The sequence below is a fragment of the Pseudomonas sp. Pse1 genome, assembly GCF_024519635.1.
In the GTDB taxonomy this organism is placed as follows: domain Bacteria; phylum Pseudomonadota; class Gammaproteobacteria; order Pseudomonadales; family Pseudomonadaceae; genus Aquipseudomonas.
Genome location: NZ_JALJRO010000029.1, coordinates 1 through 16,175 on the forward strand (window position 1 = coordinate 1; position 16,175 = coordinate 16,175).

Here is a 16,175-nt window from a genome sequence, read left to right on the forward strand (position 1 = left end):
TTCGTCTCGGGCGAAATCAACGCCATCTACGATAAATGGTTTACTCAGCCCATCCACGATAACGCCACTCCGAGCTCGCAGATCGCAATCTCGGTGCCATGTAGATCGCTGCGGGTAGCAACGACCTTCGGACATGCACAGAGGTAAGATAACGGCCCTCTTGTGGAGGGCGCGCCGACAGCGAGAAACTTTGGTAAAGCTCTCCGATTAGGCAGGGCCACTAACGCCGTGGAACGCGTAGCTTCTGCCTGCTGTAAAAAACCGCCTTGGCACCATCGCCAAGGGAGTTGGGATCACTATTCAATCGGCTCGTAAGGGAGACCAACATAGTTTTCCGCAATGGTTTTACGGCCGGCTTCAGAGCCGACGAAGTATTCGAGTTCGGTCTGCTGCATGCGCTGGCTGAAGGCGTCCGTTCCAGGAAACTTATGCAACATTGAGGTCATCCACCAGGAAAAGCGCTCGGCTTTCCATACACGCTTGAGGCAAACCTGAGAGTAACGCTCAAGCAAGTCGCCACGACCTTCCCGGTACACCTTGAGAAGAATCTGGTAGAGGGTACTGACGTCACTGGCCGCCAGGTTCAATCCTTTGGCACCCGTTGGAGGAACGATATGAGCGGCGTCTCCGACGAGATACAGATGCCCATATTGCATAGGTTCAACAACGAAGCTTCGCAGGGGCGCTATGCTTTTTTCAATTGACGGGCCAGTAATCAGTCGCGCAGCAGTTTCTTCAGGAAGGCGAGATTTCAATTCATCCCAAAAACGCTGATCGGACCAATCTTCTACCTTCTCGTCAGCCCCTACTTGCACGTAATAGCGGGTACGAGTGTGTGAGCGCATGCTGCACAATGCGAAGCCCCGCTCGTGGTTCGCGTACATCAACTCTTCGTTGACGGGTGGCGTATCGGCGAGCACACCTAACCATCCGAATGGATAAACCCGCTCGTACTCGGTCAGCACGCCCTCTGGAATCGACTTGCGAGAAATACCATGGTAGCCATCGCACCCGGCGATATGGTCACAATCAAGTCTGAACAGCTCACCATTGTGAGTAAAGGTGACGTACGGGTGAGCACTTTTGAGATCATGCAGTTCAACATCCGGCACTTCATAGAAAGTGGTTGCACCACTGGCCGTTCGTGCAGCCACGAGATCGCGAGTTACCTCTGTTTGACCGTAAATCACCACTGATTTACCGCCAGTCATCTCCTTGAGATCAATACGTTCGCGCCGACCGTCGAAGACCAATTCAAATCCATCATGAACCAGACCTTCTCGATCCATGCGTTCACCAACGCCAGCTTCACGAAGAAGATCGACCATGCCCTGCTCAAGCACTCCGGCCCGAATTCTGCTTGATACATACTCTTGAGATTGACGCTCAATGATTATGTTTCCGATGCCAGCTTTTTGAAGTAACTGACCGAGCAGGAGACCCGATGGCCCGCCACCGATTATCGCAACCTGTGTTTTCATTCTTATTTCCTCTGAACACCTAAATCAAAACAGCTCGAGCAAGTGCCTCTAAAGTACTTTTCCAAGCTGATAGAAGCCATGAAAACAACACACTGGTTGCTTCCAGAGCATGATTTAAAACACTTACCCCAGTCAGTTAATTTTCCTGCAACAACGAAACCTTTAGCGAGGATCGACGTAATACCCAACTGCTACAAGGTAGTTTCCAACCTTACGAAAGAGCGCATGTTTATCTTCGACCTTACCTGTCACGGGATTTCGCCAGCGATAGTCATAACCCCCACTGTCGACCCGATCAACCATCGCTAAAATAGGGGCACCTACGGGTTTTCCCTCTGGGTCCTTGATAGTGGTGAAATCCACACCTAACAGGCGCACGTTGTAACCATGAGCCAGGTAACGATGGCTTTTCAGGTCGACCACGAAGACATACAAATCATCCTCACGGAAACTCGCCGATAAGTCATTGATTGAGCGGAGGGTAACTTTAGGGTCTTTTTTCAGTGACGAAGAAGCTCGTTCAAGCAAATTTTTCGCCTGATCGGCAGATGCTCTAGGCAAGTAGTCGCCAACTGCAATGACTCGGTCGCCTACGCGTTGGTAGTAAACCTGCTTTTGCTCAACTCGGCCGTCTTTTACGTTCATCCAGCGATATTTTGCCGAACCAATTATCCCCTCCGGCGACTTCAGTGCCTGATCAAACGCTGATCGCAACTCTGGCTCTAAGACTTTAGAAACATCACGTCCAATCAGAACAGCTGACGCGCCTCCACTCGCAAGCATTGTCCCATGGGTATCCACAACGAAGACATAATGCTCTCCATCAACAAACTCCCCCTGCCGACTAAAAGCCGCAAGTGCGGAATCTCCCTGAACGCGGTAGTAATCCACTGCGTTATTTAGCAACTGTTGAGCTTGCTGATCGTCCGAGCTAACCGGGGAGTTGGCGCTGGCCGATGAGCATGCAATAACCCAAAGTACCGTAGCCACACCCATAAACTTAGGGAAACGCATATTCACTAACTCCGATTTAAAAATGGACTGTGTAAAAGCACTCGAGACATCTATTCACCGGCGCTCATTTCGAACCTTGGCCTGTTGGCGGGAAGACCACGCCTACCCGCTTTGCATAGTTCTGCCAGGCATCCTTCAACCGCTGTACGGTTTCAGGCTGTTCAGGGGCGATGTCACGGGTTTCGCCTCGATCACTTGCGATATCAAATAACTGCCATTTCAACGGCTGGGGAGGAGCGTTAAAACCTACTTGTGGACGAAGCCCGAGCAGCTTGAGGCTTCCCTCTCGGTAATAAGCATTACCAAACAGCTCACCCGCGAGAGGTGAATCAGCGTGAGGGCTGGCCTTTCCGGAAAGCATTGGGAGTAATGATTGTCCGGTAATCGGATTTTTTCCTAGCTCGTTAGGCGTTGGAATTCCCGCGAGCTCGAGAAAGGTAGGAGCAAGGTCATCTATGCGGGCTACACCGCGCTCGACCCCTTGGCGAAGCAACCCCTTAGGCAGGTGCACAATCGCCGGAACACTGATCCCACCCTCAGCAGTACTTCCCTTGAACAAATGGAATGGTGCCGCGCTAACCTCAGCCCAGCGCATGCCATAGTCAATTTGAGAACCGCGACGGCCGAGATTGCCGTAGCTATTATCGGTGTGCTCTCCAGCTGGATAGAACAGCGCATGGTTTTCACCTGCTGCGCCGTTGTCGGACATGAAAACAATAAGTGTGTTGTCGTACTGACCGCTTTCACGCAGGTAATCAATCAAGCGCCCGACGTTGTGGTCGAGGTTGTCCACCATCGCTGCATAAATTTCCATTTTGCGAGCTTCGATGCGCTTCTGCTCGGGACTCAACTGATCCCAGTTTGGCGTTTGCGCAGTAGTGGGGAGAGGCTGCGCGGGATTGAAGTCTTCCGGCAACAAACCGAGTGTCTTCATACGCTCGATGCGTGCAATTCGAACGCTGTCATGGCCCTGGTCATAACGTCCGCGATACTTGTCCAAATAAGCATCGGGAGCCTGAAGCGGCCAGTGTGGAGCCGTGAATGCGGCGTAGGCAAAAAACGGTTTGCCATCCTTACTGGTGTTTTTTAAGTAGCTGATGAGCTTATCGGTGTAGAAATCGGTCGAGTAGAAATCATCCGGGACTTGCACGATCTGACCGTTCTCTCGGTAGTGTACGTCCTCGATTTTGCTTGGGTTTTGGTTGGCCGGTTTGAAGTGTGTCGCCCCTCCTTCCATCAGAGCGAAAGAGTTCTCAAACCCACGTTGAGATGGGGCTTGATCAGGCTCCAAACCCAAATGCCATTTACCGACCATGGAAGTGTGATATCCCCCGGCCTTCAACAGCTGCGCAATCGAATAGCTATTCTGGTTCAGATAACCCTCGTAACCTGGCATACCTTTTTGAAATGGTTGCAGGGCCTCTGCCATGGTGCCTAGCCCTGCCAAATGGTTGTCCGTCCCAGACATCATCATTGAGCGTGACGGTGAGCACGTCGGAGATGCATACATCCCCGTCATCTGCAGTCCTTCCGCAGCCAATTGATCCAAGGTAGGCGTGTTTATTTCCCCGCCAAAAGACCCAAGGTCCGAATAACCCAAGTCATCCGCCAATATCAAAAGAATGTTGGGTCGCGTTGATGGGGTGGCAGCCCAAGCGGTTCCTTGCACAAATAAGCCGAGCAATAGACTGCACATCAATTGGCCGTATCGCATTACTACACCTTCTGAATTGACGGATTCACGATTGGAGATTTTTAATTGGCACCGATACCCAACCGCGAGCCAGGAGAATAGGCTTGTGCGAAGGCCGGAAGCTTTTGGAGCCGCGCGTACCAGCCGGCGATGTTGGGCATGTCGGCCCATAACGAAGCCAGGCCAAGATCTTCAAGACGAACGATGCTCGGCATCATTGCGATATCAGCCAACGTCAAATCGATATGCGAAATCCACTGGTTCTTTTTAAGCGCTGTTTCCATACGCTGCAGAGACTGCTGTATCCGCTCCATCGCATCATCCAGTTTCTTTTGTGGAAAACCTTCAGACCCGATTTCTAAAGCGAAGTGTTTACGCAGAGGTAGACGGTTAGCGAATGCTTCACGCTGTTCAGAGGACATGGCACGAAGCCCACCACCGAAAAACTTCTGGAAAGATGGGTAACGAATGGCTGGAGTCATAACCTCATCGAGGTACTGGACCCAAGCACGCATTTGAGCTCGCTCATACGGTTTTTTTGGGATCAGAGCGACTTCAGGAAACACTTCCTCCAAATACTCATTGATCACGCTCGAGTCTACGATTGCTCGGCCGTCATGAACCAATGCAGGAAGCAAGCCGTTAGGGTTGATTGCCAAATACTCAGGGGTCAGATGCTCCCCTTTTTCGAGATGAATACGTTTATCGGTATACGCCAGCCCTTTTTGAGCGAGGACAAAACGCACACGCTGGCTGCAGGTTGAAACACCAGCGTTGTAGAGTTCAAGGGTACTCATAACCAACTCCTAACTGATTAGATAGCTACTGCAATCGACCGCACAGCCATGCAGGGCATGAAATAAAACGCCTACGCAGATACGCAATCGGAAACTGATCCAGATGCGTAATCGCCAAGGATCAATCCTCGAAAATTGCCACCGCGCGGACAAATCCGGCTGATGCATGTTTGATCTTGTAAGGGAAACAGGACACTTGAAATCCGTTAGCCGGGAGAGTGTCTAAATTCGCGAGTTTCTCCATCTGGCCATAGCCGATGTCACGTCCAGCCTTGTGCCCTTCCCAAATAATCGAAGGGTCGCCGTCTGTGGCAAAACGTTCCCGCGTGTATTTGAATGGTGCGTCCCAACTCCAGGCATCAGTGCCCACCACACGCACGCCCCGTTCGAGTAAATAGAGCGTCGCTTCACGCCCAATACCTACGCCGGCATCCAAATACCCGGGCTGCCCGAACAATGCGCCTGCTCGTGTATTGACCAGAACAATCTCCAGAGGCTGTAGCACGTGCCCAATGCGGTCCAACTCCGCTTCGATTTCCGTTGCTGTGACTACATGGCCATCGGGAAGATGACGAAAATCCAGCTTCACTCCAGGTTGCAGACACCAGTCCAGCGGTAACTCATCGATACCAAATGCAGGCTTGCCGCCATCGGTAGTCGACGCGTAGTGCCAGGGAGCATCCATATGTGTGCCGCTATGGGTGGTAATTTGCAAACGCTCGGCAGCCCAGGATTCATTACCCGGTAGTTGGTCCATCGAGAGCCCTGGAAACATCGCCGCCATTTCCGGCCAGCCTTGTTGGTGATCGATGTAATCGATTTTCGGTAGCAGAGGTGGTGGATCGGTATAGGGGTTGTTATCCAACGTTACAGAGAGGTCCACTAGGCGGCGTTTAGTTGATTTCATCAGTAGTCACTCGCGATACAGTCTTCGATACACGCGTACGATGTACAGAAGACAACGGATTGAGGGAGTTACGAACAAGAGCAGCGGCAGTCCCGTCATGACGAAAGCCCAAGGACTTTGCGAGTGGTGTTTTCATTGCCGGGAAGGCGGTGAATAAAGACTCCAGCCGAACGTCCGGAACAAAATCGATTAGCTCACGTCGGTCCTGACCAAAGATCACGGCAAGTGCATCGATCACCTGGGCAATCGATAGCCGCAGCACGGGCAATTGCCAAACGCGCTGCCGCCCCAACTTCGACGCCTCAAGTTCGGCTGCGAGCAGCAGATTCTCCACACAGCAGCTTGCCGACATCCACCAGACGCTAGCCTGCGGTGAAACAGGACATGTATAAGGCTCTCCCATGGCAAAATGGCGCATCAAGTCACTCATAAAACCTGAACACAACCCACTCGACCCATGCGGTCTGGCGACCACTCCAGGCAGGCGGAGGACCCGACCATCTACTTCGCCGCGCCGGGCGAGATCATTGATGGCAACTTCGATCATTTGTTTGTGGGCCCCGTAGCTGATTGAAGGGTCCAAGCAAGCGGACTCATCCATACGAGTTGGCACGGGGATGCCATAAACCGAGATGCTGCTGGCATAAACCAATGTCGGAGCAACGGGCAGACAGCGCAGTTGACTGAGCAACTCCAAGCTAGCCAAAAGATTGACCTGATACCCCAGCGCGTATTGCGCTTCGGCAGTACCACTCGGGATGCAAGCCAAGTGAAAAACTACGTCAACCCCGTCTGCGAGTGCTCGGCGTATAAATGTGGGGTCGCCAATATTCCCGCAGAGACGACGCAGGCGTTTATCTTCGGGAAATCCAACCAGCTCCTTGTCTAGCAACATCAAAACATTGATGGTGCGAAGGCCAAGCGTTCCTTGTTCGAGCAACTGCTCTACCAGTGCCCGTCCGATAAATCCGTTGGCACCTGTGACCATTACACGCATACGCTCTCCTTACACAGATGCAGATACGATGCGTTGATCAATGGCCCCAAAAACAGATTGGCCGTCACTACCTGTCACATCCATGCGAACGCGATCTCCAAAGCGCATAAATCCTGTTTTTGGTGCTCCGTGCTCAATCGTTTCGATGGCCCGGCGTTCGGAGATGCAAGCTGATCCGACTCGGCGATCATTATTCGAGACAGTTCCCGAGCCGATTAAGGTGCCGGCCCCGAGTCGCCGAGTGAGCGCGGCATGAGCAACCAGTTCTGGGAAGCTAAAATGCATTGCACTACCGTGCGGGTTGCCGAACCACTCACCATTCCATTCCACCTGAAGTGGCAAATTCACTCGCCCATTGCTCCAGGCGTCGCCCAGTTCGTCTGGCGTGATGGCGACTGGAGCAAAGCTGGACGACGGCTTGGCATGCAAGAAACCAAAGCCAGTCTTCATTTCTCTAGGTCCGAAAGCACGAAGACTGACATCGTTTACTTGCAAAATAAGCTTGATGTGTTCACCAGCCTGATCTGCAGAGCAACCCAGCGGAACGTCATCCACTAACACTACAAACTCGCCCTCGAAATCGATGCCGTGGGCTTCACAAGGCAACGCCACATCATCACGCCCACCGATAAAGTCGTCCCCAGCGCCCTGGTACATAAGTGGCGTGACATCGGCCCCTTCAACCGGGTCGATATTGAAAGCTTTCTCCATTAGATGACCGTGACTCAGGAATGCTGAGCCATCGCACCATTGATAAGCGCGTGGCAACGGCGCCATCGCCACTGTTGGGTCGAAAGTGAAAGCATCTTTTAAGCGCCCGTTGTTAAGCTCTTGGTAAAGCGCTTGCAACTCAGGCTCTACACCCCACCAATTTTCAATTGCCAACTGCAGGGAAGGCGCGATATGCACAGCAGCTACCGCATGGGTTAAATCACGAGAGACAACAACCAGGCGGCCGTCCCGACTCCCATCTTTGAGCGTTGCCAGTTTCATTTCGCGGTTCCTTGACTATTGTTTTTTTTCTCGAGGACCAAGCCTTGTCGCAGAGGGCAAATATCAAAATCCCCAGGAGTTACTCCACCCACCAGCAGCGCCAATTCCCTCAAGCCAATTTGCATGCTTGGTCAAACTCAAGGCGTGGTCCAACCGGGCGCAGTCTTGCAACATCGCCATAGCCAAGGCTGCACAGAAAGTTGGATTTCCAACGACCATCTGGAAAGAAACTCGTGTCTACCAAAGCATTGTCAAATCCAGACATCGGACCGCAGTCAAGACCCAGGGCACGAGCAGCGAGGATCAGATAAGCCCCCTGTAAACTACCGTTACGCAAAGCTGCTATAGCGGCCGCTTGTGGGTTATCGCGGTAAGCGGCGCCAGCGTCGTAGACAGGAAAAAGCTCAGGCAAATGCTCGTAAAACTGCGAGTCGTACGCGACGATTGCAGTGACAGGCGCTGCCAGCATTTTTTCGCCATTGTGGCCCTTCAGTGCAGGTAGCAACTGCTGCTTTGCCACATCACTTCGTACGAATACGAAACGTGCAGGGCAGCAGTTATTACTGGTCGGGCCCTGTTTTAGGGTGTCGTAAAGACGACGCAAAAGCTGGTCCGATACAGGTGTTTCGAGCCAGCCGTTATGTGACCGTGCCTGCAAAAAAAGTTGGTCGATAACAGATGAATCCAATGCAAAAGACATGAGCTAATTCCTTTCGAGTGAATGCAGTGAGCCGGGATCAGGAACCACAGCATCCAGACAAGAAAATCTTGTTAAACCAACGCGCATTAATGCCCTCGGACAAGTCGAACCTGTTTCAGCTTTATCAACGCACTTAGCCATCACTCTGATTCTCCCTGCTAGATATGTGATGCATCTCTACCGCACAGATCGCTGCGCCATAGGCGCTAATGCCCTGGTACCAGATGCCAGCAAGATGGCGAATGATGGACATAAGCGCTCCTTCCGTTACCGAACGGATTCCTTAAACGGCCGACCCGGTGACCGTCGACTGCACGACCTTGTGATGAACCTCTATTGGAACCGCGCTAACCGTTTTGACCGCGCTCGTCGTAGCTTGCGCACGGATGACCACACGGCTCACCGGTAACAAGAAATGAGCCAGTGCAGGCAATAGCACCAAGGCGCCAACCATGTTCCAAATGAACATGAAGGCCAGTAGCACGCCCATGTCGGCCTGGAACTTGATCGGTGAAAACATCCAGGTAGCGACACCGATGGCGAGCGTGATGCCGGTGAGCATGACGACCTTGCCGGTGGAAACCAGAGAGCGGTAATAGGCTTCAGACAGGCTCGCGCCTTGGCGTAGATGCCCTAGCAAAATGCTCATCACGTAGAGTGCGTAGTCGACGCCGATACCCACACCCAAGGCGATGACCGGCAGCGTGGCAACCTTCACACCGATGTTTAGCCAGACCATCAATGCTTCACAAAGGATGGACGTGAGCATTAACGGAATCACCGCGCAGAGCGTTGCTCGCCACGAACGGAAGGTGATCAGGCACAGCAAGATCACCGCACCGTAGACCCAGAAAAGCATCTCGCGGTTAGCCTGTTTGACTACAATGTTGGTTGCTGCTTCGATACCGGCGTTGCCAGCGGCGAGGAGAAATTTCACTTCGTCCGTATTGTTGGCGGCGGCAAATTTCTCTACGACATCCACGAGCCGTGTAAGGGTTTCCGCCTTATGGTCGGTGAGGTAGGCATACAGCGTTAGCAGGCTGCAATCTTCGTTGTACAGACCACGCGGCGCACTGGCAGTGATCATGTTCAGCATTGCCTGATTGTTCTGTAGCTCGTACCACTTCGCGTTGCCTTCACTGAGGCCCACCAGCATGCGGCGGTTCAGCAGCGCCAAGGAGTTGGTCGAGTCCACACCCGGCAGCGCACGTAATTGCCAGTCCAGATTGTCAACCTTGGCCAGAATGTCGTACCGCGAACAATTGCTGGCCGGGGTTTGCACCATCACTGCAAACAAGTCACTGCTGGCACCGTAATGACGGGTGAGAAACGCATCGTCCTGGTTGTAGCGCGAGTCTGGACGAAGCTCTGGGGCTCCGGCATCCAAATCGCCGATTTTCAGTTGCAAACTAACGATGAACCCCATCACCGCCAAGCCCAGGCTGACAGCAATGCACAGGCTGGCCGCGCGTCGGTGAGTGAACAAATCAAGGAAGCGCCAGAAAGCATGGCGACGTTGCCCGGCCTCCTCGGCCTGTTCACTTTTGAGGCTCAGCTGCGCAGCGCGCGGGGAAACACCAACATACGAGAGCAGCACCGGCAACAGAATCAGGTTGGTGAAAATGAGCACCGCTACGCCAATGCTGGCAATCACCGCCAAATCCTGGATGACCTGGATTTTGATAATCATGAGCACGGCAAATCCAACGGCATCGCACAGCAGCGCTGTCAGGCCTGCCAGGAACAAACGCCGGAAGGTGAAGCGTGCAGCGACCACACGGTGCATGCCACGGCCAATATCCTGCATGATGCCGTTCATTTTCTGCGCGCCGTGACTCATGCCGATGGCAAACACCAGGAACGGTACAAGCACAGAATAAGGGTCCAGCTGATAGTCCAACAGCGGCAACAAACCCAGCTGCCAGACCACCGCCACCAGCGAACAGAGCACAACCAGCAGCGTACTGCGCAGGCAACGGGTGTACCAAAACAGCACGACGGTGGTGATCAGGATCGCGACGGCAAAGAACAGCAGAATCTGTTTCAAACCGGCAATCAGGTCGCCGACTTTTTTCGCAAAACCAGTGATGTAAATATCGATCTTGTCGTTTTGATAAGTGCTGCGCAGTGCCTCAAGTTGATCGGACAGCGTTGAGTAGTTCAGCGCTTTGCCATCTGCAGTGTTAGCTAGCAGAGGTACATAAATGATCGTTGAGGTCTGGTCGAAGGCCACCAATTGCCCCAGCTCGTTTGAACGCTGCACGTTACGCCGCAGGTCATCCAGACTGCCTGGACTGCCGTTGTAGTCATCAGGAATTACCGGACCACCGTCGAGGCCATCCTCGGTTACCGCGACCCAGCGGGTGGCCGGTGTCCACAGCGACTTCATGTAGGCGCGGTCGACACCAGGCAGCAGATATAGCTTGTCGCTCAACGCTTGAAGGGTTTTCAGGTACTGCGCGTCGTAGATATCGCCATTTTTGTTGGCCACCACAATGCGCAAGGCATTACCCAAACCACTCAGTTGTTTCTGATGATCAAGGTAGTTAGCGATATAGGGATGTTGAGTCGGAATCATTTTTTCAAAGCTGGCATTCAACTCGATCCGGGTTGCCTGGTAGCCAAGCACCAAGGTCGTCAGCACGCATACCAGCAGCACCCATAGGCGATGATTGAACAGAATCCGTTCCACCACCGAGCCAGAGCGCGGGTCGAAATTGGCAAGGCTCGTCGTAGCCTGGCTAGCCTCATCCAGGTTCGAAATGGAATTACCAGAAGACTTCATAATCTCACTCCGAAGCAGTAACGGTAGGTGGTGCAACACGCAGCACACCGGTGAAACCAGCCAGCACCAAGCTGCCATCGGCGGCTTCGATCACACTGGAGACAGGCATGCCCAGCGGCTTGCCATAAGGCGTCAGCGAAGTGGATTGGCTGCTGGTTCGAAACAACGCACCGCCCTGATTGACGAGTAGTAGTTGGCCGTCAGCGGTGCGGATGGCATCGCTGAACGAGACAGGCACTGGAACTGGCGCAGTAACGAAGCTATTGCCAAGGTCCCTGGAGACAAACGTATTGCCCCTCAGCCCCGCGGCCAGCAATGTGCCGTCCTGAGCGATTTGCAAGGTGAAAAAGCTGCCCGCGTAGGGGCTTGTGAGTTGGGTGTAGGTTTTACCTGCATCATTCGATCGAGCCAGATACCCCTGCTCGCCAGCGAGAAACCAGTGCGCATCCTGGCGTGCGATCGCATACAAATGAAGGCCTGCGGGGTTATCGATTTGCCCCATTACGGAATGCCAGGTCTCGCCACCATCGTCGGTCTGAAAAGCCAGACCGTAAGCACCGACAATCAAGCCGTGCTGAGCGTCGGTAAACCGCAACGCGAGGAAAGGTTTATCGGCACCCTCTCGAAGGAAACGTTCAGCCGTTTGTACGCGCGCATCAGCAGCATCCTTGTCCATAGCAGTATCTGCCTGCTGCCTGGCCGCATCCCACTCCAATTGCGCAGCCCTTTGACCGTCCAACTGCACAGCCCAGTGTTCACCACCGTCCTGGCTGGCCAACACCACACCTGAATGGCCAACAGCCCAACCATGGTTAGCATCGACAAACTGTACAGCGGTGAGGCTGACGGAAACCGGTACTTCAACCTGGCGCCAACTCAAACCATTGTCATCAGAGAGCAGCACAGTGCCGCGTTCGCCGACCGCTACTAAGCGCTTTTCAGCACGAGCCAAATCCAGCAGCACTGCATGTTGCGCCTGCGGCACCTGCATGGCTGGAGTGTGCAAAGCGTCGCTCACGGCAGCATCGGCAAAGCACAGCGGCATAAAGACCATCAGCCACAACAAACGGCCTGCCTGACAGATTCTGTTCATTCCCAACCTCGAGAAAACATTTAAAAGGGTTGCTTCGAAGCAACCCGTTCAAGCTCAACTCTCTTCAACTCAGTTCGTATTGCTCAGCAGATACGCCCTGGGTCGCGCCAGACCAGACAGTGCGACTAGCGAACACCTGCACCGGCCATAGCTGCGGGAGAAAACTCCGCGGGTTTGAATCGATCAACCACGCTGTACTGATCATTCATGCCGGCATAAACACTTTGGATAAACCAAGATCCGGAGGTCAGGTCGTAAAAACCGGCAGACAACTGTGCTTGTGCTGGAAGATCAGGCATCACCGCTGGCAACGACCATAGCGTCTTGGCCAGTTGGCCGTTGGCATCCCACCGATCACCCAACATGGCTTGCCAGGTGTCTTCGTCGAGGTAGTAACGGCCCTTCGGCAGTTGGTGACGCTTACCTGGTGCGAGTTGAGCTTCCACCACCCAAACTCGGTGCAATTCCCAACGCACGTAGTCAGGATTCATGTGGTGATCAGAAAACAGAAGTTCAGGCTTACTGGCGGTTTGCACTTTGTTGGTGTTGTAAGGGATATACATCTCCTGCTTACCGACCAGCTTCCAGTCAAAGCGGTCCATACGGCCCTGGAACACGCTCAACTCGTCGAACGACATCACCCCGGCAGTTGCCGGTGTCGGTGTATCGCAGCAGGCATTCGGCAGCTTGCGCACGCGGCGTTGGCCGCTCAGGTATACGTGCGCCTGGGACAAGTCACCGTTGATATTGGTGCGCCCAAGTATCTGCTCGCCCGCACGGATGGGTGGGCCAACATTGAGCAAGCGAAACAGCCAATAATCCCCGGTAAAGGTTTCTGGCTTGCCGTCCTGATAGTAGTAAGGCATTTCCTGGATGGCTTGGCCTTCAGTGGTCATCACCTGCTTGCCATCAGCAGTCATCAGGTAATGACGGATATGCATCGATACTGACGTACCGCGCCAATTGAGCAGGTGGTTCCACATGGCTTCGGCGCCATTTTTCGGGATCGGGAACGGGATGCCACCAAAGGCGCCTTCCGGAACTGGGCCAGCGCTGCTATCGACGAGTTTGGCGCGGGTAGCGTTTTTCAACGTATTGTCATAAACCCACTGCGGTGCTGCTGCTGTTCGGCGAGTAGGGTAGACATCGACGCGATAGGTATCCGGATAGCGCTTGAACATCTCCTTGGTGCCATCGGTCAGTTTGCCGGCGTATTGCGCAAGGTTTTTCGAGGTGATGCTGAACAGCGGTTTGTCTGCCGCGAACGGATCGGAACGCTTGCCGCCCTCCTTGAACGATGGGTCAACCTTGGTATAACCACCGTCCCAGGCGGGAATGGTGCCATCGGCATTACCGGCACGCTCCGCACCAAAAGGCGTAAGGCTGGTGTTCAGTTTGGCTGCTTCTTCAGCAGTGGCTGCCAGAGTCAGTTGACTGGCCATTGAGAAGGTACCGAGCAGTGCGAAACACAAGGCTTTGAGTGTGAAAGCGCCGCTTTTTTTGTTGTTGGTCATGCGCAAGTCCTCTTAAAACGTGGTCTTGACGGAGAAAGCCAGGTAGTCCCGGTCTTTCAACGATTGCTTGTAATTGAATTGGCTTGCCGCGTTGAGGTTGGTGTCCTCGGCGCCGTAGTAATGGGTGTAGGTCAGGCCGGCGGTGACGCGGTCCAGGTAGGTGGCGGTGATGCCGATGTTCATGTCGCCGCCCTTGTCCGGACCGAACGAACTGACCACCGCCGATTTGCCCAGGGGGAAGTAGCTGAGGCCGACCGGGATGCTGATATCGATGCCGGAGAAAAACTGGCGGTAGGTCGGGGTGTAAACCACCTTGAAACCGAGGCCGTCATCGGTGGCATTGGGATCAAGGGCAGCACGGTTTTTGGTGACGTTCAGCAGGCGGTTCCAGGCGATCTCACCGACCAGTCCGGATTCCCTGGCGATGAAGTTCGGCCCGAACGAAGCCAGGACGTTGAGGTTGACGTGGGCGGTACGGCCAACTGCGTAGAGGGCGTCGTCATCGTTGTCGGCGACCACACCGGGCAAGACGGTTTGACCGTTGGAAACCAGCGGCATGTTCCAGCGCATCGAGGCTTCACCGGCGAAGCTGTATTCGTCGACGGTGGTGGAAAAGCTGGCACCAAACGCGCGAATGTCTTCCGGGTACACCCAGTAGTACTCGCCGATCTGACCAGTGCCGAAGTTCGGCGCACCGGTGGAGGGTTTGAGATACAGTTTGGGGGTTTTGTCATGATACTGGATCGCGTAAAGGCCGTACTCGACCGTCTCGGCGCTGTACTTCAACTGCAGGCCACCCTGCCCCGAACTTTTCGCTTCCTTGTCATTGCCGTGGAAGAACGCCGCCGGGCTGCCGGGATTGCCGCCAAGGAAAGCAGGAAATGGCGCGCCCACGATCAATCGTTCGTTGCCTTCACCGATGGTGTCGCTGGTGGAGAAGTAACTGCCGGCACCCGGCAGGCGCGTCTCCTCCCACTCCAGCTGGTAAAAGGCGCCGAGCGAGACGTCGTCGGTCAGCTGGAAAGTCCCCGATAGTTGATTGACCGGCCGGGTGATTTCTTTGAACTGGGTGTTGGGTACGGACTGCGCTTTCACCACGTCGACCGGCGCCATGCCACCGGCAATGCCGTTGGCCCCGAAGAACAGGCTCTCGCCCCAGATCAAGCCGTGGCGACCGGCACGCACGGACGTGGCGTGATCGGCCAGCTCGCCGTTCCAGTACACGAACGCATCGAGCAATTCACCGTCGCCGCCATGCAAATGGCGGGTGTCGTCGGTAAATTCGTCGTAGGCCACCGAACGCGCGTTAGCCCGAGCCGGGTCGTCGTTATCGTTGTCGTGCTGGTATGAGCTGTCGTACCAGGCGGCGCCGCTGAGGCGAGCGCCAACGTTTTTGAACGACATGTCCAACTCGGAGAGGATGTCCGTGCGGTTGGAGATCAGGCCCTTTTTGAACGCCCGATCGCCATCGTCCTGATTGAGCGCAACCCGCCCCTCACTTAGTTTGCTGCTGGGATTTTGGGTACGCCAGGCGGCGCTGTACTTCACGGTGTTATCCCACCGCAGGCTGAAATCCGGATTACCGGTGTCAACCTGAAATGCTTGAGCAACTGGCATTCCGAGCACTAAGCCGGCCGCTATTGTTAGTGTGAAAGGCGCGCGTCGCAGGGCCGCCGGTTTGCGAGTAACCATCGAATTAACCCTCTTTATTATTCTTGTGTGTGTCAGCATTTTCTTGCGTAACCGCACCAATCGAGGACATCAGGTCAATATTGGTTTGGTTATTCCGTTACCCATGAGCGAGCCAATCAGGACACTCAGGTGCACAACTGAATCAGGAGTAGAAATAAATCCCTGTTAACAACTGATCAGAATTGAGCGCTGCACTTCTCTTCTGCACGCTTGACGCAATACAAATTTCTGGGAGCGACGAGTGCGACAGCCGTGTTTGTCCGAGACTCGGGCAGTGCTGTCGACATGCAAGGCATTTGTAAAGGCGGAGGACTGCATGGATTGTTTATTCATTATTAGCTCCACGAATCTTACGTTCACCTGCCACCTACAGCTTGAGTTGAGATGGTTGGCGGTGCGTTGAAAGGGAGCTTGTAGCAATCTCAAGAATTTGGGAAATCGCTTGTAAGGATGCGATGTATCGTCAGAAGCGTTAGCTTGTCTAATCGCCACAGACCCATCTAAAGCGA

At 54.0% G+C, this 16,175-nt stretch carries 12 protein-coding genes; all 12 read right to left on the reverse strand.

Translation table 11 applies throughout. The annotated features are described in order from the left end of the window. Window positions 1-296: 296 nt before the first annotated feature. The gene (gene pobA / locus NR126_RS26410) at window positions 297-1,481 is read right to left on the reverse strand and encodes a 4-hydroxybenzoate 3-monooxygenase (RefSeq protein ID WP_256832332.1); all 1,185 of its coding nucleotides are present in this window, start codon (window positions 1,479-1,481) and stop codon (window positions 297-299) included. 162 nt (window positions 1,482-1,643) lie between these two features. Further along, window positions 1,644-2,495, reverse strand: coding sequence for a cache domain-containing protein (locus NR126_RS26415; RefSeq protein WP_256832333.1), 852 nt, complete (start codon window positions 2,493-2,495; stop codon window positions 1,644-1,646). 64 nt (window positions 2,496-2,559) lie between these two features. Next, entirely contained in the window at window positions 2,560-4,191 is a 1,632-nt protein-coding gene (locus NR126_RS26420) for an arylsulfatase (RefSeq protein ID WP_372827492.1), read from the reverse strand. A gap of 59 nt (window positions 4,192-4,250) precedes the next feature. Further along, on the reverse strand, window positions 4,251-4,985 hold the full coding sequence (locus NR126_RS26425; RefSeq protein ID WP_256832335.1) for a glutathione S-transferase family protein: 735 nt from the start codon (window positions 4,983-4,985) through the stop codon (window positions 4,251-4,253). 121 nt (window positions 4,986-5,106) lie between these two features. Continuing rightward, a complete protein-coding gene (locus NR126_RS26430; protein WP_256832336.1) occupies window positions 5,107-5,892 on the reverse strand; it encodes a cyclase family protein in 786 nt (261 codons plus the stop codon). Beyond that, complete coding sequence (locus tag NR126_RS26435; RefSeq protein ID WP_256832337.1) at window positions 5,879-6,889, reverse strand: NAD-dependent epimerase/dehydratase family protein; 1,011 nt, start codon at window positions 6,887-6,889, stop codon at window positions 5,879-5,881. The genes NR126_RS26430 and NR126_RS26435 overlap by 14 nt, the downstream gene beginning before the upstream one ends. 9 nt (window positions 6,890-6,898) lie before the next feature. Further along, window positions 6,899-7,882: a fumarylacetoacetate hydrolase family protein gene (locus tag NR126_RS26440; RefSeq protein WP_256832338.1), complete on the reverse strand. Its 984-nt coding sequence runs from the start codon at window positions 7,880-7,882 to the stop codon at window positions 6,899-6,901. Window positions 7,883-7,991: 109 nt separating this feature from the next. Beyond that, window positions 7,992-8,582: a malonic semialdehyde reductase gene (locus NR126_RS26445; RefSeq protein ID WP_256832339.1), complete on the reverse strand. Its 591-nt coding sequence runs from the start codon at window positions 8,580-8,582 to the stop codon at window positions 7,992-7,994. A 283-nt stretch (window positions 8,583-8,865) separates the two neighbouring features. After that, window positions 8,866-11,367 carry an RND family transporter gene (locus tag NR126_RS26450; protein WP_256832340.1) on the reverse strand — a complete coding sequence of 834 codons (2,502 nt, stop codon included), beginning with the start codon at window positions 11,365-11,367 and terminating at the stop codon, window positions 8,866-8,868. Window positions 11,368-11,371: 4 nt separating this feature from the next. Continuing rightward, window positions 11,372-12,460: a YCF48-related protein gene (locus NR126_RS26455; RefSeq protein WP_256832341.1), complete on the reverse strand. Its 1,089-nt coding sequence runs from the start codon at window positions 12,458-12,460 to the stop codon at window positions 11,372-11,374. A 125-nt stretch (window positions 12,461-12,585) separates the two neighbouring features. Further along, window positions 12,586-13,974: a DUF1329 domain-containing protein gene (locus tag NR126_RS26460; RefSeq protein WP_256832342.1), complete on the reverse strand. Its 1,389-nt coding sequence runs from the start codon at window positions 13,972-13,974 to the stop codon at window positions 12,586-12,588. Window positions 13,975-13,986: 12 nt separating this feature from the next. Next, entirely contained in the window at window positions 13,987-15,666 is a 1,680-nt protein-coding gene (locus tag NR126_RS26465; protein WP_256832343.1) for a DUF1302 domain-containing protein, read from the reverse strand. Window positions 15,667-16,175 lie beyond the last annotated feature (509 nt).

What these genes read in the sequence shown, in the direction of transcription:
- NR126_RS26440 (WP_256832338.1), bottom strand. Translation starts at nt 7,882, where the DNA reads ATGAAACTGGCAACGCTCAAAGATGGGAGTCGGGACGGCCGCCTGGTT.
- NR126_RS26465 (WP_256832343.1), bottom strand. Translation starts at nt 15,666, where the DNA reads ATGGTTACTCGCAAACCGGCGGCCCTGCGACGCGCGCCTTTCACACTA.
- NR126_RS26450 (WP_256832340.1), bottom strand. Translation starts at nt 11,367, where the DNA reads ATGAAGTCTTCTGGTAATTCCATTTCGAACCTGGATGAGGCTAGCCAG.
- NR126_RS26425 (WP_256832335.1), bottom strand. Translation starts at nt 4,985, where the DNA reads ATGAGTACCCTTGAACTCTACAACGCTGGTGTTTCAACCTGCAGCCAG.
- NR126_RS26445 (WP_256832339.1), bottom strand. Translation starts at nt 8,582, where the DNA reads ATGTCTTTTGCATTGGATTCATCTGTTATCGACCAACTTTTTTTGCAG.
- pobA (WP_256832332.1), bottom strand. Translation starts at nt 1,481, where the DNA reads ATGAAAACACAGGTTGCGATAATCGGTGGCGGGCCATCGGGTCTCCTG.
- NR126_RS26415 (WP_256832333.1), bottom strand. Translation starts at nt 2,495, where the DNA reads ATGCGTTTCCCTAAGTTTATGGGTGTGGCTACGGTACTTTGGGTTATT.
- NR126_RS26455 (WP_256832341.1), bottom strand. Translation starts at nt 12,460, where the DNA reads ATGAACAGAATCTGTCAGGCAGGCCGTTTGTTGTGGCTGATGGTCTTT.
- NR126_RS26460 (WP_256832342.1), bottom strand. Translation starts at nt 13,974, where the DNA reads ATGACCAACAACAAAAAAAGCGGCGCTTTCACACTCAAAGCCTTGTGT.
- NR126_RS26420 (WP_372827492.1), bottom strand. Translation starts at nt 4,191, where the DNA reads ATGTGCAGTCTATTGCTCGGCTTATTTGTGCAAGGAACCGCTTGGGCT.
- NR126_RS26435 (WP_256832337.1), bottom strand. Translation starts at nt 6,889, where the DNA reads ATGCGTGTAATGGTCACAGGTGCCAACGGATTTATCGGACGGGCACTG.
- NR126_RS26430 (WP_256832336.1), bottom strand. Translation starts at nt 5,892, where the DNA reads ATGAAATCAACTAAACGCCGCCTAGTGGACCTCTCTGTAACGTTGGAT.